This window comes from Rhizobium sp. SU303 (assembly GCF_021052345.1).
Taxonomy (GTDB): Bacteria; Pseudomonadota; Alphaproteobacteria; order Rhizobiales; family Rhizobiaceae; genus Rhizobium; species Rhizobium laguerreae.
Genome location: NZ_CP088095.1, coordinates 3,031,383 through 3,054,728, shown reverse-complemented (window position 1 = coordinate 3,054,728; position 23,346 = coordinate 3,031,383). Strand labels below are relative to the sequence as shown.

22 protein-coding genes are annotated in these 23,346 nt (G+C 62.1%); 18 read left to right on the top strand and 4 right to left on the bottom strand.

The genetic code is table 11. The features are described 5' to 3' along the window. The first annotated feature begins 2 nt into the window (after positions 1–2). The 3 genes from murG to murB are packed head-to-tail and all read left to right on the top strand — an operon-like array spanning position 3 to position 3,510. On the top strand, positions 3–1,127 hold the full coding sequence (gene murG, locus RlegSU303_RS15325; protein ID WP_017961301.1) for an undecaprenyldiphospho-muramoylpentapeptide beta-N-acetylglucosaminyltransferase: 1,125 nt from the start codon (positions 3–5) through the stop codon (positions 1,125–1,127). Continuing rightward, the gene (gene murC / locus RlegSU303_RS15320) at positions 1,124–2,539 is read left to right on the top strand and encodes a UDP-N-acetylmuramate--L-alanine ligase (RefSeq protein ID WP_017961300.1); all 1,416 of its coding nucleotides are present in this window, start codon (positions 1,124–1,126) and stop codon (positions 2,537–2,539) included. The genes murG and murC overlap by 4 nt, the downstream gene beginning before the upstream one ends. Continuing rightward, positions 2,536–3,510, top strand: a complete 975-nt coding sequence (gene murB, locus RlegSU303_RS15315) for a UDP-N-acetylmuramate dehydrogenase (RefSeq protein WP_131720225.1) — start codon at positions 2,536–2,538, stop codon at positions 3,508–3,510. Before murC ends, murB begins: the two co-directional genes overlap by 4 nt. 4 nt (positions 3,511–3,514) lie before the next feature. On the opposite strand, the gene RlegSU303_RS15310 is transcribed toward murB, so the two are convergent. Beyond that, positions 3,515–4,444 carry a UDP-glucose 4-epimerase family protein gene (locus RlegSU303_RS15310; RefSeq protein WP_151518206.1) on the bottom strand — a complete coding sequence of 310 codons (930 nt, stop codon included), beginning with the start codon at positions 4,442–4,444 and terminating at the stop codon, positions 3,515–3,517. Positions 4,445–4,558: 114 nt separating this feature from the next. Continuing rightward, positions 4,559–5,872, bottom strand: coding sequence for an MFS transporter (locus RlegSU303_RS15305; protein WP_131710114.1), 1,314 nt, complete (start codon positions 5,870–5,872; stop codon positions 4,559–4,561). A gap of 210 nt (positions 5,873–6,082) precedes the next feature. Between RlegSU303_RS15305 and aqpZ the strand changes: the two genes are divergently transcribed. The 12 genes from aqpZ to RlegSU303_RS15245 all read left to right on the top strand — a co-directional run bounded on the left by aqpZ (position 6,083) and on the right by RlegSU303_RS15245 (position 19,633). Next, positions 6,083–6,769 (top strand): aquaporin Z, encoded by a 687-nt coding sequence (gene aqpZ, locus RlegSU303_RS15300; RefSeq protein ID WP_131720672.1) that lies wholly within the window; start codon positions 6,083–6,085, stop codon positions 6,767–6,769. A 274-nt stretch (positions 6,770–7,043) separates the two neighbouring features. Then, on the top strand, positions 7,044–7,970 hold the full coding sequence (locus RlegSU303_RS15295) for a D-alanine--D-alanine ligase (RefSeq protein WP_131710112.1): 927 nt from the start codon (positions 7,044–7,046) through the stop codon (positions 7,968–7,970). After that, on the top strand, positions 7,958–8,890 hold the full coding sequence (locus tag RlegSU303_RS15290; RefSeq protein ID WP_131710111.1) for a cell division protein FtsQ/DivIB: 933 nt from the start codon (positions 7,958–7,960) through the stop codon (positions 8,888–8,890). Before RlegSU303_RS15295 ends, RlegSU303_RS15290 begins: the two co-directional genes overlap by 13 nt. Further along, positions 8,887–10,218, top strand: coding sequence for a cell division protein FtsA (ftsA, locus tag RlegSU303_RS15285; protein ID WP_003561012.1), 1,332 nt, complete (start codon positions 8,887–8,889; stop codon positions 10,216–10,218). Before RlegSU303_RS15290 ends, ftsA begins: the two co-directional genes overlap by 4 nt. 55 nt (positions 10,219–10,273) lie before the next feature. Beyond that, entirely contained in the window at positions 10,274–11,992 is a 1,719-nt protein-coding gene (gene ftsZ / locus RlegSU303_RS15280) for a cell division protein FtsZ (protein WP_231283209.1), read from the top strand. Between the two features lie 261 nt (positions 11,993–12,253). Then, complete coding sequence (gene lpxC, locus RlegSU303_RS15275; protein WP_020050823.1) at positions 12,254–13,210, top strand: UDP-3-O-acyl-N-acetylglucosamine deacetylase; 957 nt, start codon at positions 12,254–12,256, stop codon at positions 13,208–13,210. Between the two features lie 258 nt (positions 13,211–13,468). Then, positions 13,469–14,338: an outer membrane protein assembly factor BamD gene (locus RlegSU303_RS15270; RefSeq protein WP_017961290.1), complete on the top strand. Its 870-nt coding sequence runs from the start codon at positions 13,469–13,471 to the stop codon at positions 14,336–14,338. A 5-nt stretch (positions 14,339–14,343) separates the two neighbouring features. Then, entirely contained in the window at positions 14,344–16,017 is a 1,674-nt protein-coding gene (recN, locus tag RlegSU303_RS15265; protein WP_017961289.1) for a DNA repair protein RecN, read from the top strand. A 99-nt stretch (positions 16,018–16,116) separates the two neighbouring features. Continuing rightward, positions 16,117–16,644: a DUF6886 family protein gene (locus RlegSU303_RS15260; protein WP_131645308.1), complete on the top strand. Its 528-nt coding sequence runs from the start codon at positions 16,117–16,119 to the stop codon at positions 16,642–16,644. Positions 16,645–16,756: 112 nt separating this feature from the next. Further along, the gene (ligA, locus tag RlegSU303_RS15255; RefSeq protein WP_131720671.1) at positions 16,757–18,913 is read left to right on the top strand and encodes an NAD-dependent DNA ligase LigA; all 2,157 of its coding nucleotides are present in this window, start codon (positions 16,757–16,759) and stop codon (positions 18,911–18,913) included. A gap of 43 nt (positions 18,914–18,956) precedes the next feature. Further along, entirely contained in the window at positions 18,957–19,256 is a 300-nt protein-coding gene (locus tag RlegSU303_RS15250; protein WP_027664269.1) for a type II toxin-antitoxin system HigB family toxin, read from the top strand. Next, positions 19,253–19,633, top strand: a complete 381-nt coding sequence (locus RlegSU303_RS15245; RefSeq protein ID WP_065280673.1) for a helix-turn-helix domain-containing protein — start codon at positions 19,253–19,255, stop codon at positions 19,631–19,633. Before RlegSU303_RS15250 ends, RlegSU303_RS15245 begins: the two co-directional genes overlap by 4 nt. Before the next feature lie 45 nt (positions 19,634–19,678). Here RlegSU303_RS15245 and RlegSU303_RS15240 read toward each other — a convergent pair whose 3' ends face one another. Then, positions 19,679–20,215: a GNAT family N-acetyltransferase gene (locus tag RlegSU303_RS15240; RefSeq protein WP_017961284.1), complete on the bottom strand. Its 537-nt coding sequence runs from the start codon at positions 20,213–20,215 to the stop codon at positions 19,679–19,681. A 282-nt stretch (positions 20,216–20,497) separates the two neighbouring features. Between RlegSU303_RS15240 and RlegSU303_RS15235 the strand changes: the two genes are divergently transcribed. Together RlegSU303_RS15235 and RlegSU303_RS15230 are read left to right on the top strand one after the other, a co-directional pair. Further along, complete coding sequence (locus RlegSU303_RS15235; protein ID WP_077978781.1) at positions 20,498–21,088, top strand: 3'-5' exonuclease; 591 nt, start codon at positions 20,498–20,500, stop codon at positions 21,086–21,088. 78 nt (positions 21,089–21,166) lie between these two features. Further along, positions 21,167–21,658 (top strand): CreA family protein, encoded by a 492-nt coding sequence (locus RlegSU303_RS15230; protein WP_131710108.1) that lies wholly within the window; start codon positions 21,167–21,169, stop codon positions 21,656–21,658. Positions 21,659–21,931: 273 nt separating this feature from the next. Here RlegSU303_RS15230 and RlegSU303_RS15225 read toward each other — a convergent pair whose 3' ends face one another. Then, positions 21,932–22,402 carry a chemotaxis protein CheW gene (locus RlegSU303_RS15225; protein ID WP_131620252.1) on the bottom strand — a complete coding sequence of 157 codons (471 nt, stop codon included), beginning with the start codon at positions 22,400–22,402 and terminating at the stop codon, positions 21,932–21,934. Positions 22,403–22,723: 321 nt separating this feature from the next. Between RlegSU303_RS15225 and RlegSU303_RS15220 the strand changes: the two genes are divergently transcribed. Further along, a complete protein-coding gene (locus tag RlegSU303_RS15220) occupies positions 22,724–23,326 on the top strand; it encodes an SCO family protein (RefSeq protein ID WP_077978779.1) in 603 nt (200 codons plus the stop codon). Positions 23,327–23,346: the final 20 nt, after the last annotated feature.

Sequence of the window (23,346 nt, the reverse complement as noted above, 5' to 3'; positions counted from 1 at the left end):
CCATGAGCAATGGCATCGTGCTGCTTGCCGCCGGGGGGACCGGCGGCCATGTGTTCCCGGCGGAGGCGCTGGCCTTCAAGCTGAAGGAGCGCGGCTATTCGGTGCATCTCGTCACGGATAGCCGGGCGGAGCGTTATGCCGGCAAGTTCCCGGCCGAGGAAATCCATGTCGTGCCGTCGGCGACGATCGGCTCGAAGAACCCGCTCGCCGTCGCCCGCTCGCTATGGACGCTCTGGAGCGGCATGCGGGCGGCAAAGAAGCTGATCCAGCGGCTGCAGCCGGTCGTCGTCGTCGGTTTCGGCGGTTATCCCACCGTGCCGCCGCTGCTTGCCGCCACCCGGCTCGGCGTGCCCTCGATGATCCACGAGCAGAATGCGGTGATGGGGCGCGCCAACAAGGCCTTGGCAACCCGCGTGCAGGCCATTGCCGGCGGTTTCCTGCCGGAGGGGAGCGGTGCCTTTCCGGACAAGACGGTGACGACAGGCAATCCAGTCCGACCGGCGATCATCGCCGCAGCCGAGGTGCCTTACACGCCGTCGCATGCGGGCGACGCTTTCAATCTCGTCGTCTTCGGCGGCAGCCAGGGTGCGCAATATTTCTCTAAGACGCTGCCGACGGCGATCAGTCTGCTCGACGATGCGCTTCGCGTGCGTCTGCGCATCACTCAGCAGGTGCGTCCCGAGGACATGGAGATGGTCAGCGGCTGCGTCGCCAAGCTGGAGATGGATGCCGATATCGCCCCCTTCTTCACCGACATGGCCGAGAGGCTGGCGAGGGCGCATCTCGTCATCTGCCGTTCGGGCGCCTCGACGGTTTCGGAAATCTCCGTCATCGGCAGGCCTGCCATCCTTGTGCCTTACCCGCACGCTCTCGATCACGACCAGGCGGCGAATGCGGCGGCACTCGCTGCGGCCGGTGGGGCGAAGGTAATCGCCCAGTCGGAGCTTTCGCCGGAGAAGATCGCGGCGATCCTGACGGCTGTCATGAACGATCCGGAAAAGCTTGCGCATATGGCGGCGGCGGCGAAACTCGCCGGGAAACCCGACGCTGCGAACTTGCTTGCCGACATGGTTGAGGCTATTGCCGCCAGACGGACAATAGCGGAATTCAAGAGGACACGCGCATGAAACTGCCGAAGACGATCGGTCTCGTCCATTTCATCGGCATCGGCGGCATCGGCATGAGCGGCATTGCCGAGGTGCTGCACAATCTCGGCCACAAGGTGCAGGGATCTGACCAGGCCGACAGCGCCAACGTCCAGCGCCTGCGCGAAAAGGGCATCGAGGTTTTCGTCGGTCACCGGGCCGAAAACCTGGGTGAGGCCGAAGTCGTCGTCGTCTCGACGGCGATCAAGAAGAGCAATCCGGAGCTCATCGCCGCGCGCGAAAAGTTGCTGCCGGTGGTGCGCCGCGCCGAAATGCTGGCCGAGCTGATGCGTTTCCGCAATGCGATCGCCATCGGCGGCACGCATGGCAAGACGACGACCACCTCGCTGGTCGCCACACTGCTCGAAGCCGGTGGGCTCGACCCGACCGTCATCAACGGCGGGATCATCAACGCCTACGGCACCAATGCCCGCATGGGCGAGGGCGAGTGGATGGTGGTCGAGGCCGACGAATCGGACGGCACCTTCCTGAAGCTTCCGGCCGACGTCGCGGTCATCACCAATATCGACCCGGAACATCTTGACCATTACGGCAATTTCGACGCCGTGCGCGCCGCCTTCCGGCAGTTCGTCGAGAACGTGCCGTTCTACGGCTTCGGCGTCATGTGTCTCGACCATCCCGAGGTGCAGTCGCTGGTCGGCCGCATCGAGGATCGCAAGATCATCACCTATGGCGAGAACCCGCAGGCCGACGTGCGCTTCAAGAATGTGCGCATCGACGGCACGCGCTCGATCTTCGACGTCGAAATCCGCCGCCGCCGCACCGGCCAGGTAATCGAGCTCAAGGGGCTGGTCATGCCGATGCCGGGACGGCATAATATTTCCAACGCGACGGCGGCGATTGCCGTTGCCAACCGGCTCGGCATATCGAGCGCCGATATCGCCAAGGGGCTTGCCTCCTTCGGTGGCGTCAAGCGCCGTTTCACACTGACCGGCGAGTGGAACGACGTGCAGATCTTCGACGATTACGGCCACCATCCCGTCGAGATCAAGGCGGTGCTGCGCGCCGCTCGAGAATCCTGCAAGGGGCGTGTCATCGCCGTCCACCAGCCGCATCGCTTTAGCCGTCTTGCGAGCCTGTTCGAGGAATTCGCCGCCTGCTTCAACGATGCCGACAGCATCTTCCTGGCACCCGTCTATGCGGCGGGGGAGGATCCGATCGAGGGTATCGATTCCGTGTCGCTGGTCTCGCGCATAAAATCCGGCGGCCATCGCGACGCCCGCTTTCTAACTTCGGCGGAGCTTCTGCCGCAGATGGTCGCGGAGGTTGCAAAGCCTGGCGATTTCGTGGTTCTGTTGGGGGCTGGGAGCATTACATCCTGGGCAGCGGCACTGCCCAAGCAACTGGAAGGCCTATCGGGAAAGTCCGTATGAAACAGGTGAATGGGGAAAAGCTTCTCGCGTCTCTCGGAGACGGTGTAAAGGATATCCGCGGTCGTATCACGCCGGATGCCCCGATGGACCGTGTCACCTGGTTCAGGGCCGGTGGCCTGGCCGAGCTGATGTTCCAGCCGCATGATATCGACGATCTCGTCGCCTTCCTGAAGATATTGCCGGAAGAGGTGCCGCTGACGGTGGTCGGCGTCGGCTCCAACATCCTGGTGCGCGACGGCGGCATTCCCGGCGTCGTGCTGCGCCTGTCGGCCAAGGGGTTCGGCTTCGTCGAGCTTGCCGGCGAAAACCGGATTCTCGCCGGCGCCATCTGCCCTGATAAACATGTGGCGGCGATGGCGATGGACAACGGCATCGGCGGCTTCCATTTCTTCTACGGAATTCCGGGCGGCATCGGTGGCGCGGCGCGCATGAATGCCGGGGCCAACGGTGTGGAGACGCGGGAGCGGCTGATCGAAGTCAATGCGGTCGATCGCAAGGGCAACAAGCATGTGCTCTCCAATGCCGAGATGGGCTATTCCTATCGGTATTCGGCAGCGCCCGCCGATCTGATCTTCACCTCCGTGCTGTTCGAGGGCTATCCGGAAGACCGCGCCCAGATCCGCGCCGAGATGGACGCCGTGCGCAATCACCGCGAGACGGTGCAGCCGGTGCGCGAAAAGACCGGCGGCTCGACCTTCAAGAACCCGGCCGGTCATTCGGCCTGGAAACTGGTCGACGAGGCAGGCTGCCGCGGTCTCGTCATCGGCGGAGCACAGATGTCGTCGCTGCACTGCAACTTCATGATCAACATGGGGCAGGCGACCGGCTACGATCTCGAATATCTCGGCGAACAGGTGCGCCGCGAGGTCTTCGAAAAAAACGGCATCAAGCTCGAATGGGAAATCAAACGCCTCGGCGTCTTCATGCCCGGCCGTGAAGTGCGTCCGTTCCACGGTGTGACGAGCGAATAATGGTTTACGTCACCGCAAGCTTCAGGCCTTCGCGCGGCGTGACGAGGGGCGACCAGCCGAGCACGTCGCGGGCACGGGATATATCGACCTGCAGGGAACCACAAAGACGCTGGTAGACGGCGCTCTTTCCCGTGATTCTCGCGCCCATCTGCAACAGGGCGGGGGGGAAGGGGAGCAGCATCGGTTTGACACCCAGCCCTGCGGCAATCCCTTCGATAAGCCCGGGAGTTGAAAGGTCTTCTCCATCGCCTGCGAGAAAGGTCTCGCCGGCAGCACCCGGATGCTTCATCCCAGTGATGATCAGATCGACGAGATTTGGAAGCGCGACCAGTGTCCGGCGGTTCTTCAGCGACGCGAAGGGGAGCGGTATCTTCTTGCGGACAAGTCCGACGAGCAGGGCGAAGTTGCCCCGCGCGCCGGGTCCATAAACGAGCGGCGGGCGAATGACCACGACTTCCATGCCTGTTCGGGCGGCGATTTCATGCAGCCCGATTTCAGTTTCCAGCTTCGAAATGCCATAGGGATCGATCGGCATTGGCGTATCGTCGTGCCGGAAGGGCCGATCGTTCTCCTCGCCATTGACCTTGATGCTGCTGATGAAGACGAACCTTTTTACGCCCGCGCGGGCGGCCTGCTCGGCGAGGTTCAACGTGGCGGCGGTGTTGATCCGACGAAAATCCGCGAGCGGATCGGCTGCGCGGTCGTTCATGATGTGAACACGAGCGGCGAGATGGACGATGACATCAATACCCTCGAGAACCGCTGTCCAGTCGCTTTCGCTGGATATTTCGGCGGGGAAATGCCGCACAGATGTCGGGAAGCTGGCGGCTGCAGACCGCGTCGTTACCGCAAGCTCGCATATCCGCTCTCCATGCAGTCTCTCGACGAGAGGCCTCCCGACAAAGCCGGCCGCGCCGGTAATGAGGCATCGCATGATCTGTTCCCCGTTTTACCATGAGTGTTCCGGTTAACCGGAAGTGCTCACGGCATCAATAAAAAAGCCGCGACGTTAGCCGTCGCGGCCTGTTATTCACTTGCTGCTCGAGGTTCAGACTTCCTCGCGGCCCGACAGCCGGATGCAAACCAGCGAGATCACGGCGGAGGCGGCGAGATAGTAGCCGACATAGTCGAGGCTGTAATGGGTGGCGAGCCAGGTGGCGATATAAGGGGCGAGCGAGGCGCCGAAGATGCCGCCGAGGTTGAAGGTCATCGAGGCGCCGGTATAGCGCACCATGGTCGGGAAGGGCGCGGCAAGGGCAGCGCCGATCGGACCATAGGTGAAGCCCATCAAGGCGAGGCCGATGATCGAGCACAGGAAAGCGCCTGTGAGACCGCTGGTCAACAGCGTCGCGTAGAAGAAGCCGAAGATGGCGATGGCAATCGTCGTCAGCGTCAGGATGGTGCGGCGCGAATAGAGATCGGAGAGCCAGCCGGAGAGCGGGATCGTCAGGCCGAAGAAGACGACGCCGACAAGCTGGACGACCAGAAACTGCTCGCGGGAATAGCCGAGCCCGCCTTTCTCCAAGGGTGTCGTGCCCCAGGAGAGCGTGAAGACCGTCATCAGGTAGAACAGCACGAAGGTCGCCACGGCGATGAAGGTGCCGAGAATCAGGCTGCGCAGATGACCGCGGAAGACCACCTCGATCGGCACGGCGACGCGCTCGTGCTTTTCGACGGCTTTGCGGAATTCCGGCGTCTCGGCGATCTTCAGGCGGACATAGAGGCCGACGGCGACAAGGGCGAGGCTGGCGATGAAGGGAATGCGCCATCCGTAGTCGAGGAAGTCCTCGTTGCTCATCGTTTCCGTCAGGATGAGGAAGAAGCCGGAGGAGAGGATGAAGCCGATCGGCGCGCCGAGCTGCGGGAACATGGCGTACCAGCTGCGCTTGCCGGGAGGAGCGTTTTCGGTGGCAAGCAGAACGGCGCCGCCCCATTCGCCGCCGAGGCCGAGGCCCTGGCCGAAGCGGCAAAGCGCCAGCAACAAGGGTGCTGCGATGCCGATCGCATCATAGCCGGGCAGCATGCCGATCAGGACGGTCGAAAGCCCCATCGTCATCAGTGCGGCGACGAGCGTCGCTTTGCGGCCGATGCGATCGCCGAAATGGCCAAAAATCACGGCGCCGATGGGGCGGGCGAAGAAGGCGATCGAGAAGGTGACGAGCGACTGCAGCGTTGCGGCGTTCGAATCACTTGCCGGGAAAAAGAGATGCGGGAAGACGAGGACGGCTGCCGTCGCGTAGACGTAGAAGTCGAAGAATTCGATGGTGGTGCCGACAAGACTGGCGATGAGAACGCGAGCCGGGGAATTGACTTGCGCACTGTTCGAGGCAGGAGTCGGCGATGCGGAGATCGCGTCTATCATTTTCATTCCAATCAGTATTTTTATGAAGCGCCTTGGGAGGCGGGCGGGTCTTAACCCAATTTCAGGTCAGAGAAAACGTCTCCTCGCGTCGCACTCGAACCCGTTTCTCGATCCTTGCGTGAAGCTTGCCACGGCAATGTCCGCCAGCTTGACCGGAATCAAATTGTAGCGGATTTGTTTAAACTCTTGGTTGAGGTTTAGGAGGCGCGCATGCAAAAGAGTCTAGTTGCCGAGTTTCTCGGCACGTTCTGGCTGGTCTTCGGCGGATGCGGCAGTGCCGTGCTGGCCGCGGCCTACCCCGAGCTGGGCATTGGTTTCGCCGGCGTGGCCTTTGCGTTCGGCCTGACCGTGCTCACAATGGCCTATGCCGTGGGCGGTATTTCGGGCGGTCATTTCAATCCCGCCGTCTCCCTCGGCCTTACGGTTGCCGGACGGTTTCCGGCGGCGCGCCTCGTTCCCTATATTGTCGCGCAGGTTGTCGGCGCCATCGCCGCGGCGGCGCTGCTCTATCTCATCGCCAGCGGCAAGGCGGGTTTCGAACTCGGCGGCTTTGCCGCCAACGGATATGCCGATCATTCTCCGGGCGGTTATTCACTGCTCTCGGCGCTGCTGATCGAAGTGCTGCTGACCATGTTCTTCCTGATCATCATCTTGGGGTCGACCAGCAGTCGGGTGCCCGCCGGCTTCGCGCCGCTGGCGATCGGCCTCGGGCTGACGCTGATCCATCTCGTTTCTATCCCTGTGACGAATACCTCGGTCAATCCGGCGCGTTCCACCGGCCAGGCGCTTTTCGTCGGCGGCTGGGCGCTGCAGCAGCTCTGGCTGTTCTGGATTGCGCCGCTTGCGGGTGGCGCGCTCGGCGGGCTCGTGTGGAAGTTCCTAGACGACGCCGACTGACTGCAAGAAGCTAATCTATCCCATTGAACCCGCGCGGTTTTTCCGTGCGGGTTTTCCTGTTTTCACGGATCGGCGGCATCTTCGATCCGGCAATCCCGAAGAAGAGAAGGTTAAAAAATCAAAGGTGCGGCGATACGAAGTTAACGAAAGTAAACACTTCATTAACCATAATGATGCTCTAATGCACCCAGGTCGGACAAAGGCCCGAAACGACGCAGACAGCTTCGCGCAAGCGTCGATTTCGAGAATGGAAGTTATTTTTTTGGGGGTGTTGATGAGTCGCAAGCATGTCGCTGTCCTGATGGGCGGATTTTCCTCGGAAAGGCCTGTCAGCCTTTCCTCGGGAAAGGCTTGCGCAGAAGCCCTCGAGGCGGAGGGCTTCGACGTGACGCGCATCGATGTGGCGCGCGACGTTTCCGAGAAACTCGCCGCGCTGAAGCCCGATGTCGTCTTCAATGCGCTTCACGGCCCGTTCGGCGAGGACGGCACCATTCAGGGCATCCTCGAATATCTCGAAATCCCCTATACGCATTCGGGCGTGCTTGCCTCGGCGCTGGCGATGGACAAGGACAAGGCGAAGCGTGTCGCTGCCGCCGCCGGCATTGCTGTTGCCGAATCGCAGGTAGTCAACCGTTTCGCCTTTCCCTCGACGCATCCGATGAAGCCGCCTTATGTGGTGAAGCCTGTCCGCGAGGGGTCGAGCTTCGGCGTCGTCATCGTCACGGAAGATCAGGCGCATCCGCCACAGATCGTCAGCTCGCCTGAATGGCGTTACGGGGAAGAGGTGATCGTCGAGCGCTATGTTTACGGTCGCGAACTCACCTGCGGCGTCATGGGTGAAACTCCCCTCGGTGTCACGGAAGTGGTACCGCAGGGACACAATTTTTATGATTACGACTCCAAGTACGCGGCAGGCGGTTCAAAACACGTCATCCCCGCGAAAATTTCACCGAATATTTACCAAAAAATACAAACATTGTCCCTAAGGGCGCATCAGACAATCGGTTGTCGCGGCGTCAGTCGGTCCGACTTTCGTTACGACGATCGTTTCTCCGAAGACGGCGAAATTATCTGGCTGGAGGTCAATACCCAGCCAGGCATGACTCCAACCTCGCTCGTGCCCGAAATGGCCGGTCATGCCGGCTATTCATTTGGTCAGTTTCTCCGGTGGATGGTGGAGGACGCGTCTTGTTTGCGTTGACAGTCAAGAGGATTGGGCGCCCCAGCCATCATGCCGTGCTTCCGATCATGGAAGCCGAAGAGCGGTTCGTGCTGCCACGTCCGCTGCGCCGGGTCACGCGCTTCCTGATCAGCCTCTGCAGCGGCCGCATCTACATTCCTGTTCATACGGGCACGGTCTCGGCGCTCGCTTTCTTCGGCGCGACGGGGCTTTACGGCATGTCGCTCGGCGGCCACACGGAAGCCGTGGCGCAGGCGACGACGACGGCCGCGGGTTTTGCGATCGAGGACGTGAAGGTCTCCGGAAATTCGGAGACCTCCGAAATCGAGATCCTGCAACTGATCGGCCTTGACGGCACGACCTCGCTGGTCGCCCTCGACGTCGATGCCGCCCGCAGGAAGATCGCGCATCTTCCCTGGGTCGAAAATGTCGAGGTCCGCAAGATTTATCCGAAGACGATCGAGGTGAAGCTCAAGGAGCGCCAGGCCTATGCGATCTGGCAGCACGGGCAGGAGCTTTCCCTGATCGAGAAGAACGGCAGCGTCATTGCGCCGCTACGCGACAACAAGTTTTCGGCGCTGCCGCTCGTCGTCGGCCGCGATGCCGAAACGGCGGCGGCTTCGCTCGACGAAGCCTTCTCGAAGTGGCCCGACGTGAAGGCCCGCGTGAAGGCCTATGTCTGGATATCCGGCCGTCGCTGGGACCTGCACATGGACAACGGCGTCGTCGTCAAGCTGCCGGAAGACGGTATCGACCAGGCACTGGCGACACTTTCGAAGTTCGACAAGGAGCATCAGCTCCTGGAGCGGGACATTGCCGCAGTCGATCTCAGGCTGGCCGACAGAACCGCGATCCAGCTGACGCCGGAGGCGGCGATCCGCAGGCAGACGGCAGTGACGGAGCGTACGAAAGAATTGAAGAAGGCGGGGCAGAATATATGAGCTTGTTCGGTTCATCCCATTTCGGATTGCCGCGCCTGAAGCCGCTTTCGTCGAAGCGGTCACATGTCGTTTCGGTGCTCGACATCGGTTCGACCAAGGTTGTCTGCATGATCGGCCGCCTGACGCCGCGCGAGGAAAGCCAGATCCTGCCGGGCCGCACGCACAATATCGAGATCATCGGCATCGGCCACCAGCGTTCCCGTGGCATCAAGACCGGCGTCATCGCCGATCTCGACGCGCTGGAAGGCGTCATCCGTCTCGCCGTCGACGCGGCCGAGCGCATGGCGGGGCTGACCGTCGAAAGCCTGATCGTCAACCTGACGGCCGGCCGTCTCGGCAGCGATATCTACACTGCGACAATCGATCTTGGCGGCCAGGAAGTCGAGCTCAACGATCTGAAGAAGGTGCTGTCGGCCGCCTGCCAGCAGTCGCTGCGCCAGGACCGTTCGGTGCTGCATTCGCTGGCGACCGGCTTCTCGCTCGACGGCGAGCGCGGCATCCGCGATCCGTTGGCGATGTATGGCGATGCACTCGGCGTCGACATGCATGTGGTGACGGCGGAGCGCTCGGCGCTGAAGAACCTCGAGCTTAGCGTCAACCGCGCGCATCTCTCGGTGGAGGGCATCGTTGCGACGCCCTATGCATCGGGCCTTGCGGCTCTCGTCGACGACGAGGTCGAGCTCGGCTGCGCGGCGATCGACATGGGCGGCGGCACGACGACGATCTCGGTCTTTGCCGAGGGTAAGCTCGTTCACACGGATGCCGTCGGCCTCGGCGGCCATCACGTCACCACCGACCTGGCGCGCGGCCTTTCGACCCGCATCGAGGATGCGGAGCGGCTGAAGGTCGTGCATGCCTCGGCCCTTTCGAACTCCTCCGACGAGCGCGAGCTGATCTCGATCCCGCCGATCGGCGAGGACGATCGCGACCAGCCGTCGCAGGTGCCGCGGGCACTCGTCTCGCGCATCGTGTCGGCCCGCATCGAGGAGACGATGGAACTGATCCGCGACCGTATCCAGCGCTCCGGTTTCAGCCCGATCGTCGGTAAGCGCGTTGTGCTGACCGGCGGGGCGAGCCAGCTGACCGGCCTTGCCGACGTGGCGCGGCGCATCCTTGCCCGCAACGTCCGCATCGGCCGCCCGATGGGCGTCTCGGGGCTGCCGACGGCGGCCAAGGGCCCGGCCTTTTCGACGGCCGTCGGCCTGATGATCTATCCGCAGGTCGCGGACATGGAGACACATGCGTCACAGAGCGGTCTGCTCATGTCGCTTGGGGGAAATAACAGCCGCATAGCCCGCATGGGCCAGTGGCTGAAGGAAAGCTTCTGAAATTGCGTAATTGGCCGGCGTGGCGATGCGGCCAGAGAGAGAAGGAACAGGTACCATGACCATCAAGCTGCAAAAGCCTGACATCACAGAGCTGAAGCCGCGCATCACCGTGTTCGGCGTTGGCGGCGGTGGCGGCAATGCCGTCAACAACATGATTACCGCCGGCCTCCAGGGCGTCGACTTCGTCGTCGCCAACACGGATGCGCAGGCGCTGACGATGACGAAGGCCGAGCGCATCATTCAGCTCGGCGTCAACGTCACCGAAGGCCTCGGTGCCGGCTCGCAGCCGGAAGTCGGCCGCGCGGCCGCCGAGGAGTGCATCGACGAGATCGTCGATCACCTGAACGGCACGCATATGTGTTTCGTCACGGCCGGCATGGGCGGCGGCACCGGCACAGGTGCTGCCCCGGTTGTCGCACAGGCGGCCCGCAACAAGGGCATCCTGACGGTCGGCGTCGTCACCAAGCCGTTCCATTTCGAAGGCGGGCGCCGCATGCGCCTGGCCGAGATGGGCATCCAGGAACTGCAGAAGTCTGTCGATACGCTGATCGTCATTCCGAATCAGAACCTCTTCCGCATTGCCAACGACAAGACGACCTTCGCCGATGCCTTCGCCATGGCTGACCAGGTTCTCTATTCGGGCGTTGCCTGCATTACCGACCTGATGGTCAAGGAAGGCCTCATCAACCTCGACTTCGCCGACGTCCGCTCGGTGATGCGCGAGATGGGCCGCGCGATGATGGGCACCGGCGAAGCTTCCGGCTCCGGCCGCGCGCTGCAGGCCGCAGAGGCTGCGATCGCCAACCCGCTGCTCGACGAAACCTCGATGAAGGGCGCCCAGGGCCTGCTGATCTCCATCACCGGCGGTCGCGACCTCACCCTCTTCGAAGTCGACGAAGCCGCGACCCGCATCCGCGAGGAAGTCGATCCTGACGCCAACATCATCCTCGGCGCCACCTTCGACGAATCGCTCGAAGGCATCATCCGCGTCTCGGTCGTCGCAACCGGCATCGACCGGGCGATGAACGAAGCCGCCGAGCGCAACTTCCAGCCGGCAGCAAGGCCCGCTATCCGTCCCTCCGCGGCTGTTGCTCCGGCAGCGGCCGCAGTTCAGCCTGCCCCCGTGATGCAGGCACCGAAGGCCATGGATCCGATCGCGCAGACCATCCGCGAAGCCGAGATGGAACGCGAGCTCGAAATTCCGGCCCCGCGTGCTGTCCCACCGCTGCAGCAGCCGGCGGCACAGCAGGAAACCTTCCGTCCGCAGAGCAAGATCTTCGCGCCTGCACCGGAAGCTCCGGTTATGCGTCCTGCACCGGTTCAGCAGCAGGCTCCGGCGCCCGCCATCAGCCAGCCCGTCATCAGCCAGCCGGTGCAACAGCAGCCCGTCCGGCAGGTGCCGATCATCCGTCAGGCGCCAGAACCGATGCGCATGCCGAAGGTCGAGGATTTCCCGCCCGTCGTTCAGGCCGAACTCGATCACCGTGCGCAGCCGGCTTCCGCGCATGCGGCGGAAGAGCGTGGTCCGATGGGCCTGCTTAAGCGAATCACCAATTCGCTTGGCCGCCGCGACGACGACGCCGTTGCCGCCGATATGACCGCAGCACCGCCGGCCGCTTCGCAGCAGCGCCGTCCGCTGTCGCCGGAGGCAAGCCTCTACGCACCGCGTCGCGGCAATCTCGACGACCAGGGCCGCGCGGTTCCGCAGGCCCGGATGATGCAGGAAGACGACCAGCTGGAAATCCCGGCATTCCTGCGTCGCCAGTCGAACTGAGGCCGTGTTTCGGCACCTCTCATGCCCGGGATCAAGGTCCCGGGCATTGCTGTTTTTCAGCCTGCGATTCGCGAGCAATTTCAATCGCGTGACTTCGTAACAAAGCGAAAGAAACAGTGATTTGGATTGGAGCGTCGGCGCACGTAAGTATGGTGCAACGAAACTGCCCCAGGAGACCTTTCTACAGGCTCCGGCTGCAGAATAAACGATGACCGCGCCGATCGGACAGACCGCCGGTGCGGAAGAATAAAGGCAGAATTTATGGCAATTGGCTTGCTGGGTTTTCAAACGACGGTATCGCGTCCCGTAACGCTTTCGGGCATCGGGGTCCATTCGGGCGCCGACGTTTCGATCACCCTGAACCCGGCCGAATCGGGCACCGGCGTCGTATTCCAGCGCCTGCATGACAATGGCGACATCACCGAACTCAAGGCCGTTTCCTCGCAGGTCGGCAATACCGACCTCTGCACCGTACTCGGCTTCTCGCCTGCCCATTCGGTCGCGACGATCGAGCATGTCATGGCCGCCGTCTATGCGCTCGGCCTCGACAATGTGGTGATCGAGGTGCAGGGCTCCGAAATGCCGATCATGGACGGCAGCTCGCTGCCCTTCGTCGAGGCGATCGAGCAGGTCGGTCTCGTCTCGCTCGGCGTCAAGCGCCGCTATATCCGTATCACCAAGCCGGTGCGAATCGAGCATGGCGGCTCCTGGAGCGAATTCCGCCCCTATGACGGCACGCGCTTCGAAGTCGAGATCGATTTCGACTGCCCGCTGATCGGCCGGCAGAAGTGGGCCGGCGACATGACCGCCGCCGTCTTCAAGGCCGAGCTTTCCCGCGCCCGCACCTTCGGCTTCATGCGCGATGTCGAGCGTCTCTGGGCGTCGGGCCACGCGCTCGGCTCCTCACTCGAAAACTCCGTCGTCATCTCGGACGACAACACCGTCATCAACGTCGAAGGACTGCGTTACGCCAAGGACGAATTCGTCCGCCACAAGACGCTCGATGCCGTCGGTGATCTGTCGCTTGCCGGCGCCCAGTTCATCGGCTGCTACCGTTCCTATCGCGGCGGTCACAAGATGAATGCCAATGCGCTGAAGGCGCTGCTCGCCGATCCCTCCGCCTACGAGGTTGTGGAGACGTCGACGCCGCGCCAGCGCGTCGCTGCCCGCGAACTGATCGCCGTCAGCGCTTCGGAATTCGCTCCCTGGTCGGCATGACCTCCAGCATATTCTCAAGACCAGGCCGCCTCTTTCCCGGAGGCGGTTTTTTTATGTCCGACCGCGTCTGCGGCGATATGCCGATGCTTGGCCGCCACAGGTCGGGAAGAAGTTGAAAAGCCGGTCATTTCTGCGGCTGCTGCCACAAAAATGCGTTAATGCCTTATCATTGCGTTGCTCTTGATGCACATTTGTGGCTAGAAACGCCAGCGAGGCGTGGCTGCCGTGGAGAGAGCGGCAGCAGTGGGGTTCTTTCGAATGGGTTATGCAGGATCTGAAGGTATGATGAAGACAGCGCGTGCTTTGTTCGCATCGCTTCTGGTGCTCAGCGCAGGCGCCTTGATCTCCGGTTGCCAGTCGGACCCCGATATCGACATCACCAAGCTCGGCCTCGAAACCGATCCGCCCGACGTGCTCTACACGCAAGGCCTTGCCAATATGAAGGCCGGCAACATGGCGGAAGCGGGGCGCAAGTTCGACGCGATCGACCGCGAGAACCCGTTCTCCGAATGGGCGCGCAAGGCGCTTGTGATGAGCACCTTCGTCAAATACCGCCAAGGCCGCCTGGACGATGCGCTTGCTTCCGGCAACCGCTACATGTCGCAATATCCGAAATCCCAGGATGCCGCCTATGTGCAGTATCTCATCGGTCTCACCTATTCCAAGCAGATCGTCGACGTGACGCAGGACCAGCGTGCCTCGGCCAAGACGATCGAGGCGATGCAGGCCGTCATCGACAACTATCCGAACTCCGAATATGTCGACGACGCACAGGCCAAGATCCGCTTTGCGCGCGACCAGCTCGCCGGCAAGGAAATGCAGATCGGCCGCTATTACATGGAGCGGAAGGAATATCTCGCCGCGATCTCGCGCTTCCGCATCGTCGTCGAGAAATATCCGAATACGAACCAGATCGAAGAGGCCTTAGCGCGTCTCGTCGAAGCTTATTACGCGATGGGCATCGTCGACGAGGCGCAGACAGCCGCTGCCGTTCTCGGTCACAATTATCCTGACAGCCAGTGGTATGCTGATTCCTACAAGCTGCTGCAGAGCGGCGGTGCCGAGCCGCGTGAAAACAAGGGCTCGTGGATCGCCGCAGCGGGCAAGAAACTTCTTCTCGGTTCCTGAGGCCAATGCTGATCCAGCTTTCGATCCGCGATATCGTCCTGATCGAGCGGCTGGATCTTGCCTTCGAGACCGGCCTCTCCGTGCTGACGGGCGAGACCGGGGCGGGCAAATCCATCCTGCTCGACAGCCTGTCGCTGGCGCTCGGCGGGCGCGGCGACGGCGGCCTGGTGCGCCATGGCGAGGACAAGGGCCAGGTGACGGCGGTGTTCGACGTCGGCATGGAACACGGCGCCCGCACCCTCCTGCGCGAAAACGGCATCGACGACGAGGGCGACCTGATCTTCCGCCGCCAGCAATCGGCGGATGGGCGCACCAAGGCCTATGTCAACGACCAGCCGGTCAGCGTGCAGCTGATGCGCCAGGCCGGTCAGATGCTGGTCGAAATCCACGGACAGCACGACGATCGCGCCCTTGTCGACACCAATGCCCACCGCACGCTGCTCGATGCCTTCGCCGGCCTCACCGACGAGGTTTCGGAGGTCTCCCGGCTCTATCGCCTGTGGCGCGACAGCGAGCGGACGCTGAAGAAGCACCGCGAGAAGGTGGAAAGCGCGGCGCGCGAAGCCGATTACCTGCGCTCTTCCGTCGAGGAGCTCGAGAAGCTCTCGCCGCAGGATGGCGAGGAGGAAGAGCTCGCCGATCGCCGCCAGAAGATGATGAAAGCCGAGCGAATCGCCGGCGATATCGCCGAGGCGTCCGAATTCCTGAACGGCAATGCCTCGCCGGTGCCCCATATCGCCTCGCTGGTTCGCCGGCTGGAGCGCAAGAGCCATGAGGCCCCAGGACTGCTCGAAGACACCGTGACGCTGCTCGACGCCGCGCTGGACCAGCTTTCCAACGCGCAGATGGAAGTCGAGGCGGCACTGCGCAAGACCGAATACGATCCAAGGGAGCTGGAGCGAGTGGAAGAGCGGCTTTTCGCGCTCAGGGCCGCCTCGCGTAAATATTCGGTGCCCGTCACCGAGCTGCCGGCGCTTGCTGTGCGCATGATCGCCGATCTTGCCGATCTCGACGCGGGCGAGGAGCGGCTTGCGCGGCTCGAAGCCGAGGTTGGCCTGGCTCGGGAAAATTACGATGCGGCGGCGCGCTCGCTGTCCGACAAGCGCCATCATGCCGGCACCGCACTGGCTGGGGCCGTCATGGCCGAGCTGCCGGCGCTGAAGCTCGAACGCGCCCGTTTCATGGTCGAGATCACCACGGATGCGGGCGAGGCGCTGGCCGAAGGCATCGACGTCGTCGAGTTCCATGTCCAGACCAATCCCGGCACGCGGCCGGGCTCGATCATGAAGGTCGCCTCGGGCGGCGAACTCTCGCGTTTCCTGCTGGCGCTGAAAGTGGCGCTCGCCGATCGAGGCTCGGCCCCGACGCTCGTCTTCGACGAAATCGATACCGGCGTCGGCGGCGCGGTGGCCGATGCGATCGGCCAGCGGCTGAAGCGGCTGTCGGAGCGGGTGCAGGTGCTGTCGGTCACGCATGCGCCGCAGGTCGCGGCGCGGGCGGCGACGCATCTCTTGATTTCCAAGGGACCGTCGGCCGACGGTTCGGAAAAGATCGCCACCCGCGTCGCGACGATGGCGCAGAAGGACCGCACCGAGGAGATCGCCCGTATGCTAGCCGGGGCTTCGGTCACCGAAGAGGCGAGGGCGGCGGCGAAGCGGCTGCTGGCCGGCAACGGCTGATTTTTCTTCCGATGCTCTTCCCGCCCGGGCCGGCGGGATGACAATCATCCTGCGGCGCGATATGGGCTCAAACTTCCCGATCGGCGACGAGCTCATGCCATGAGGCTTTTCCATTTCAGCGACGATGCCGGTATTGCGGCGTTCGAGCCACGCCCGGTTCGCGTCCCGTCTGCCCGTGCGCCCGGCCGAGAATGGCTGAACGGTCCACTCGTCTGGGCAATCGATGCCGATCATGATTTCATGTATCTCTTTCCGCGCGATTGCCCCCGCATCCTGCTCTGGGCGACAGCCGATACGTCGGAGGCCGAACGGCGGCGCTGGCTCGGCGACTGGCGGGCCGTCGCTTATGTCGAGCGCCATTGGCTGGAAAGGCTCGAAGCGGAGACGATCCACCGTTACGAGATGCCGGCCGAGAGCTTCGAGGATCTGGATGATGCGGGCATGTGGGTGGCCCGCAGACGCGTCATTCCCCTGGAGAGGACCGCCATTTCGCGGCTCGACCAGGAGTTTTCGCCGCGCAGGGTAGAGCTTCGGGTGGTCGATAGCCTGCGGCCGTTGAAGGGCCTCGGGAACACCAGCCTGCATGTCAGCGGCATCCGGCTGCGCAACGCCAGGGATTGGGAATAGGCCGGGTAGACCAATCTTCCCGATGCAGGATATCCAGCCTCTCTTTTCATCCGGCAATTTTGCTCTAAAAACAATCCAGATTTTCTGGCCAGATTCTCTGGAGTGATGTTCCATGTCCACCGAAGGTTTCACCGTCGACACGTTGACGATCGAAGAGGCCGCCGCCGAGCTCGAGCGGCTGGCAAAGGAGATTGCGCACCACGATGCGCTCTACCACGGTAAGGACCGGCCGGAGATTTCGGATGCCGATTACGACGCACTGAAGCGCCGCAACGATGCGCTGGAAGTGCGGTTTCCCGAGTTGATCCGCGAGGACAGCCCATCGCGGCATGTCGGTGCGGCGCCCTCCGTCACTTTTTCGCCCGTCGTTCATGCGCGGCCGATGCTGTCGCTCGACAACACCTTCTCGCAGGAGGATGTGCAGGATTTCGTCGCGGGCGTCTATCGCTTCCTCGGCCGGCTGCCGGATCAATCGATCGCCTTTACTGCAGAGCCGAAGATCGACGGCCTGTCGATGTCTATCCGTTACGAGAACGGCAGGCTGGTGACGGCAGCGACGCGCGGCGACGGCACGACGGGGGAGAATGTCACCGCCAATATCCGCACCATCGCCGAGATCCCCAACGAGCTGCCGAAAGGTGTTCCCGCTGTCGTCGAGATTCGCGGCGAGGTCTACATGGCCAAGAGCGACTTCCTGGCGCTGAACCGGCAGATGGAGGCGGAGGGCAAGCAGACCTATGTCAATCCGCGCAATACCGCCGCCGGGTCGCTGCGCCAGCTCGACGCCAAGGTGACGGCGAGCCGCAAGCTGAAGTTCTTCGCTTACGCCTGGGGTGAGATGTCGGAGATGCCTGAAGATACGCAATTTGGGATGGTGCAGACCTTCAAGGACTGGGGTTTTCCCATCAATCCGCTGATGAAACGGCTGAACTCGGTCGCCGACATCCTGTCGCATTATGACGAGATCGGCCTCGATCGCCCGGATCTCGATTACGACATCGACGGCGTCGTCTACAAGGTCGACAGCCTCGAGCTGCAGGCCCGCCTCGGCTTCCGCTCGCGCTCGCCGCGCTGGGCGACGGCGCACAAGTTTCCTGCCGAGCAGGCTTTCACGATCGTCGAGAATATCGACATTCAGGTCGGCCGCACCGGCGCCCTGACACCCGTCGCGCGATTGACGCCGATCACCGTCGGTGGCGTGGTCGTCACCAATGCGACGCTGCACAACGCGGATTACATCAGGGGCATCGGCAATAGTGGCGAGCGCATCCGCGACGACGAGCACGATATTCGCATCGGCGATACCGTCATCGTGCAGCGCGCAGGTGATGTGATCCCGCAGGTGCTCGACGTCGTCATGGAGAAGCGGCCGGCCGAGGCCAGGCCCTATGAATTTCCGAAGACCTGCCCGGTCTGCGGTTCGCATGCCGTGCGTGAAAGACATGAGAAGACCGGCAAGCTCGATTCGGTCACCCGCTGCACCGGCGGCTTCATTTGCAGGGCGCAGGCGACAGAGCATCTGAAGCACTTCGTTTCGCGAAACGCCTTCGATATCGAAGGGCTCGGTTCGAAGCAGATCGATTTCTTCTTCGAAAACGAGGACGCGTCGCTGCAGATCCGCACCGCGCCCGATATCTTCACGCTGGAGAAGCGTCAGCAGCAATCGCTGACCAAGCTGGAGAATATCGACGGCTTCGGCAAGGTCAGCGTCGGCAAGCTCTATGCGGCGATCACCGAACGGCGCAGCATTGCGCTCCACCGCTTCATCTACGCGCTCGGCATCCGTCATGTCGGCGAGACCACGGCGAAGCTCTTGGCGCGCTCCTACGGCACCTACGCGGCCTTTGAAACCGCAATGCGCGAGGCCGAGGCGCTTTCCGGCGACGCCTGGAACGATCTCAACGCCATCGAGGGTATCGGCGAGGTCGTGGCGCGGGCTATCGTCGAATTCTACAAGGAGCCGCGCAATGTCGAGGTGATCACCCGGCTGCTTGAGGAAGTGACGCCCGAGGAGGCCGAACAACCGAAGACGGCAGGCAGCCCGGTCGCCGGCAAGACTGTGGTTTTCACCGGCTCGCTGGAAAAGTTTACCCGCGACGAGGCAAAGGCGAGGGCGGAAAGTCTTGGCGCCAAGGTGGCGGGATCGGTCTCGAAGAAGACCGACATCGTCGTCGCTGGCCCCGGCGCCGGCTCCAAACTCGACAAGGCGCGCGAACTCGGCGTGCAGACGATGGACGAGGACGAATGGCTGGCCCTGATCAGCGGGTGAGGCCGCTGATTGACGTGTTCCCAATTTGGGAATAGATTGACCCATGCAGATCATTGCGAAATCGACGCTTCGAGCATTCTGGGAGCGCCACCCACAGGCAAGGACCTCGCTTAGCGTCTGGTATTCGACCGTCAGCAGGGCGGAATGGACCGGTCCGTCGGATATCAAGACGATGTTCGGAGCAAATGTGGATTTCGTAGGCGACAACAGGATTATTTTCGATATCGGCGGCAACAAATATCGGCTGATCGTGCATGTCGCCTATCGATACCGGCGGGTCCTCATCAAGTTTGTCGGTACACATGCGGAATATGACAGGATCGATCCGGAGACAGTGGGATGAACAATATCAGACCAATCAAGACGGCCGCGGACCTTGAATGGGCAATCGGCGAGATCACGCCTTATTTCGACAATCCGCCGGAGCAAGGAACGGCGGAGGCCGATCGTTTCGATGTGCTTGCGGATTTGATCGAGGCCTATGAGAACCGGCATTTTACGGCGGAGGAACTGACGCCGATCGATTTTCTCAGTGGTTTCATGGAGATGACAGGCCGCAAACAGAGCGACCTTGCCGAAGTGCTAGGCTCTCGTTCGCGTGCTTCGGAAATTCTCAATCGCAAACGTGCGCTGACCGTCGAAATGATCTTCAAGCTGCAGGAAGCCTGGGGTGTTCCGCCAGAGTGCCTTGTGAGACCCTATACGCTCGCCGTCGCCTGACTGTGGCTCGGGAGGCTGGCGGCGAGCCGCCAGCCTCCCGCTCGCTCATAGCCTGAGCCGCGCCATCGTATAGGCGTCGACATACTCGCCTGATCGAAAGCCGAAGGCCTTCAGCAGGCCTTCCTGCTCGAAGCCGAATTTCCGGTAGAGGCCGATGGCGACATCGTTATCGGTGTAGACAGTCAGTTCCAGCCGTTTGATATCGAGCCAGTCGTCGGCAGCATCGACCATCGCCCCGAGCAGGATCCGTCCGAAGCCGCGGCCGGTGAAATCGTCATGCACGCCCATGCCGATGCTGGCGACGTGCTGCCTACGGCCGGAGAGGCGGTTAAGGCCGCCATTGCCGACGATCCTGCCATCCAGGGTGACGACGAGGTTGAGCGCGCCTGGCGACGGATTCTCCATATACTTGCGAACCTCCTCGACCCGCTGGTAGGGCGGCCGCAAGGTGCCGGCCCGGTAGCCGGGCAGATTTATGAGATCGGTGATCTCCTCCGCATCGGACAGGCGAACGGCGCGCACGAGAACGCCATCCGGCAGGCGCGCTCGGCCACGAGGTTCATTCTCTTCGTTTTCAGACATTCATGCTCTCCGTTTGTTTCAGGAGGAGAGCCGGCTTTACGAAAACCCTGCTCGCCTCGGCAGGGTTTTCGGGATGATCGGATCGCTGCTAACGCGCCATCGCTCCCGCATACCCTGCAAGGGTCGTGGTGTGATGGATAAGCGCTGCCATGGTTACGGAACCGATCATGGCAGCAAGTTTCGATATGGGGGTTAAAAAGTCAACCGGGCATCGTGTCGAATTTGCGCGGCCGGAAGCGGGGCGGTATTCCTGTTCCCGACGAAACGATTCGGACTGCGGCATTGAAAACCATCGCGATTGACTTCGAGACGGCGAACGAACAGCGCGGCAGCGCCTGTTCTGTCGGCCTTGCCTGGATCGAGGACGGCAGGGTGACGCGCGTCGAGGAGCGGCTGATCCGGCCGCGGGACATGCGTTTTTCCGGGATGAACATTGCCATCCACGGCATCCGGCCGGAGCATGTCGAGGACGCGCCCGAGTTTCCCGAGGTAATGGATGAGTTCGAGGAGGATTTTCGGGGCGCGACGATGATCGCGCACAATGCCGCCTTCGATTTCAGCGTCTGGCGGGCAAGCCTCGATCTCTACCGGCAGTCCTATCCGGAGCTTACCTATCTCTGCAGCCTGAAGATGGCGCAACGGATCTGGCCGCATTTCCTCTCGCACCGGCTGAACCTGATCGCCGAGCATCTCGGCCTGCGTTTCGTGCACCACAACGCCGCCGAAGATGCCGCCGTCTGCGCAGCGGCCGCAATCGAGATGGCTAGGGCCGTCAAGGCCCATGCCGTCCACGCCATACCGGCATTGATCGGCATGAGACCCGGCCGGCTGACGGCGCGGGCCTACGAGCCCTGCACCTGCCGAAAAGGCTGATCCCTTTCTGCAAACGTCGTTTTCTTGCAAAGCATGGGTGCATGCTTATCTAGAATGCGGATTATTCAGGGAGCCGCCATGTCCAGACTGCGCAATCTTCTCCTCGCCGCCTTCTCTTTTGCCGCCGTTTCCGCAGGTGCTGCCTCGGCCCAAGTCGTCGGCAAGGTCGGGGTCGACTGGATCGGCAACGACATCATCGTCGAGGCGGTCTCCGACCCCGAGGTCAAGGGCGTGACCTGCCACGTCACCTATTTCGACCGCAGCCTGATCGACCGGTTCAAGAACGGCAATTGGTTCGAGGATCCGTCCAACAATTCCATTGCCTGCCGGCAGACGGGGCCGATCGAGATCGGCAATGTCGACCTGTCCAAGGATGGCAGCGAGGTGTTCCGGCAAGGCATGTCGCTGATATGGAAGACGTTGGTCGTCAACCGTATCTACGACAAGACCAACGACACGCTGATCTATCTCGCCCATTCGCGCGAACTGACCGACGGTTCGGCGAAGATGTCGATCTCGACCATTCCGCTCTATGGGCAGAGCGTCGTCTGGAAGAATGGGAAGCCATGAAGGCCGGGATTCCGGGATCTCTCGCTATCGAGATTAAAGACCCCGCCCCAAACCCCTCCCCACAAGGGGGAGGGGCTTAACTTACCGCACCAGCTTTCCTAATTTTCGATGTTTCGGTAGGAGCGGGGCGGGGCCTCGGGTTAGTCCCTCCCCCTTGTGGGGAGGGGTTGGGAGGGTTTTACCCCAAGTCCGAAATCATGCCCGTTTTGCTCGCCACACCAAACAAAAAGGCCCGGACGAGCCGGGCCTTCGAATTCCAGATATGAGTATTCCTCAGGCCGCCTGTGTCAGCTCGTCGGCAATGACCGTGTCGAGGTTCAAGAAGCAGACCATGGTCTTTTCGAGCGCGACGATGCCGCGGCAGAAGGCGCGCTGGGCCTCCGGGATGATTTCCGGCGGCGGCTGCAGGTCTTCGCCCTTGATGGTCATCATGTCGGAAACCTGCTCGACCAGCAGGCCGACCAGCTTGCCGGCGATGTCGGTGACGATGATCGCCGAGCGCTCGGAGGGCTCGGTCATCTTCATCCCGAGGCGGCAGGCCATGTCGATAACGGGGATCACGGCGCCGCGCAGGTTGATGAGACCCAAGACGTAGGGCGGGGTGTGCGGCATCGGCGTCACCGGCGCCCAGCCGCGGATTTCGCGGATGGCCATGATGTCGATGCAGAATTCCTGATCGCCCAGATGGAACGAAACGATTTCGAGATAAGCGCCCGACTGCTTGATGGCGTTATTATTGTTCATGGTCAGAATTCTTCCCAGTTGTCCCCAGCGGGAGAGGCGATGTAGAACCGCTGTTAAATATAGATGTGTCGGCTTAAGTCTTTCCTAACGATATGTATTTTCGGATTGGCCGTCGCTCTAGAGGTAAGCTTTTCAAACACATGCATTTTTGATCCGTGCAGATTCGTGAGGGCGGATTTCGTTGCCGTGGCAGTTTCTACCGGTGAGACAATTCAACACGGGTTCGAAAACATATTCTTGAATTGCGCGCCTCCGCTCGAGGCTATAATCACGCCAGCAGGGGCGGGCCGCGCGTCTCCGCCCGGATCGAGGATCATGCCAATGAAGACATTCCGCATCGCCGTCTGGGTCGGTGTCCTGATACTTGCCGGGTTTCTCGGAGCGGTCACGCTCAACCTGACGAAGTCGAAGGATGTGGTGGCGGAACCTCCCTTCGGCGTACCCTTCACCCTGGTCTCCCAGAACGGACAGCCGATCACCGAGGAGGCGCTGCGCGGCAAGCCGACGGCGCTGTTCTTCGGCTTCACCCATTGCCCGGAAGTCTGCCCGACGACGCTTTTCGAGCTGAACGGCTGGATGGAGAAGGTCGATCCGAAGGGCGATAAGCTGCAGGCCTATTTCGTGACCGTCGATCCGGAGCGCGACACGCCCGAGATCATGAACGAATACGTCTCCAATGTTTCCAAGCGCATCACCGGCATTTCAGGCGCGCCTGACAAGATCGCCGAGGTGGTCAAGGGGTTCCGCGTCTACGCCAAGAAAGTGCCGGTCGACGAGAAGGATCCGAATGGCGACTATACGATGGATCACACCGCCTCGGTCTTCCTGCTCGATTCGGCCGGGCGGTTTTCTGGAACGATCGCCTATGGCGAAAACCCAGACACGGCGGTAAAGAAGCTGGAGAATCTCGTCAGCAAGGGGTGACAGCTTCAGCGTGATGGGGC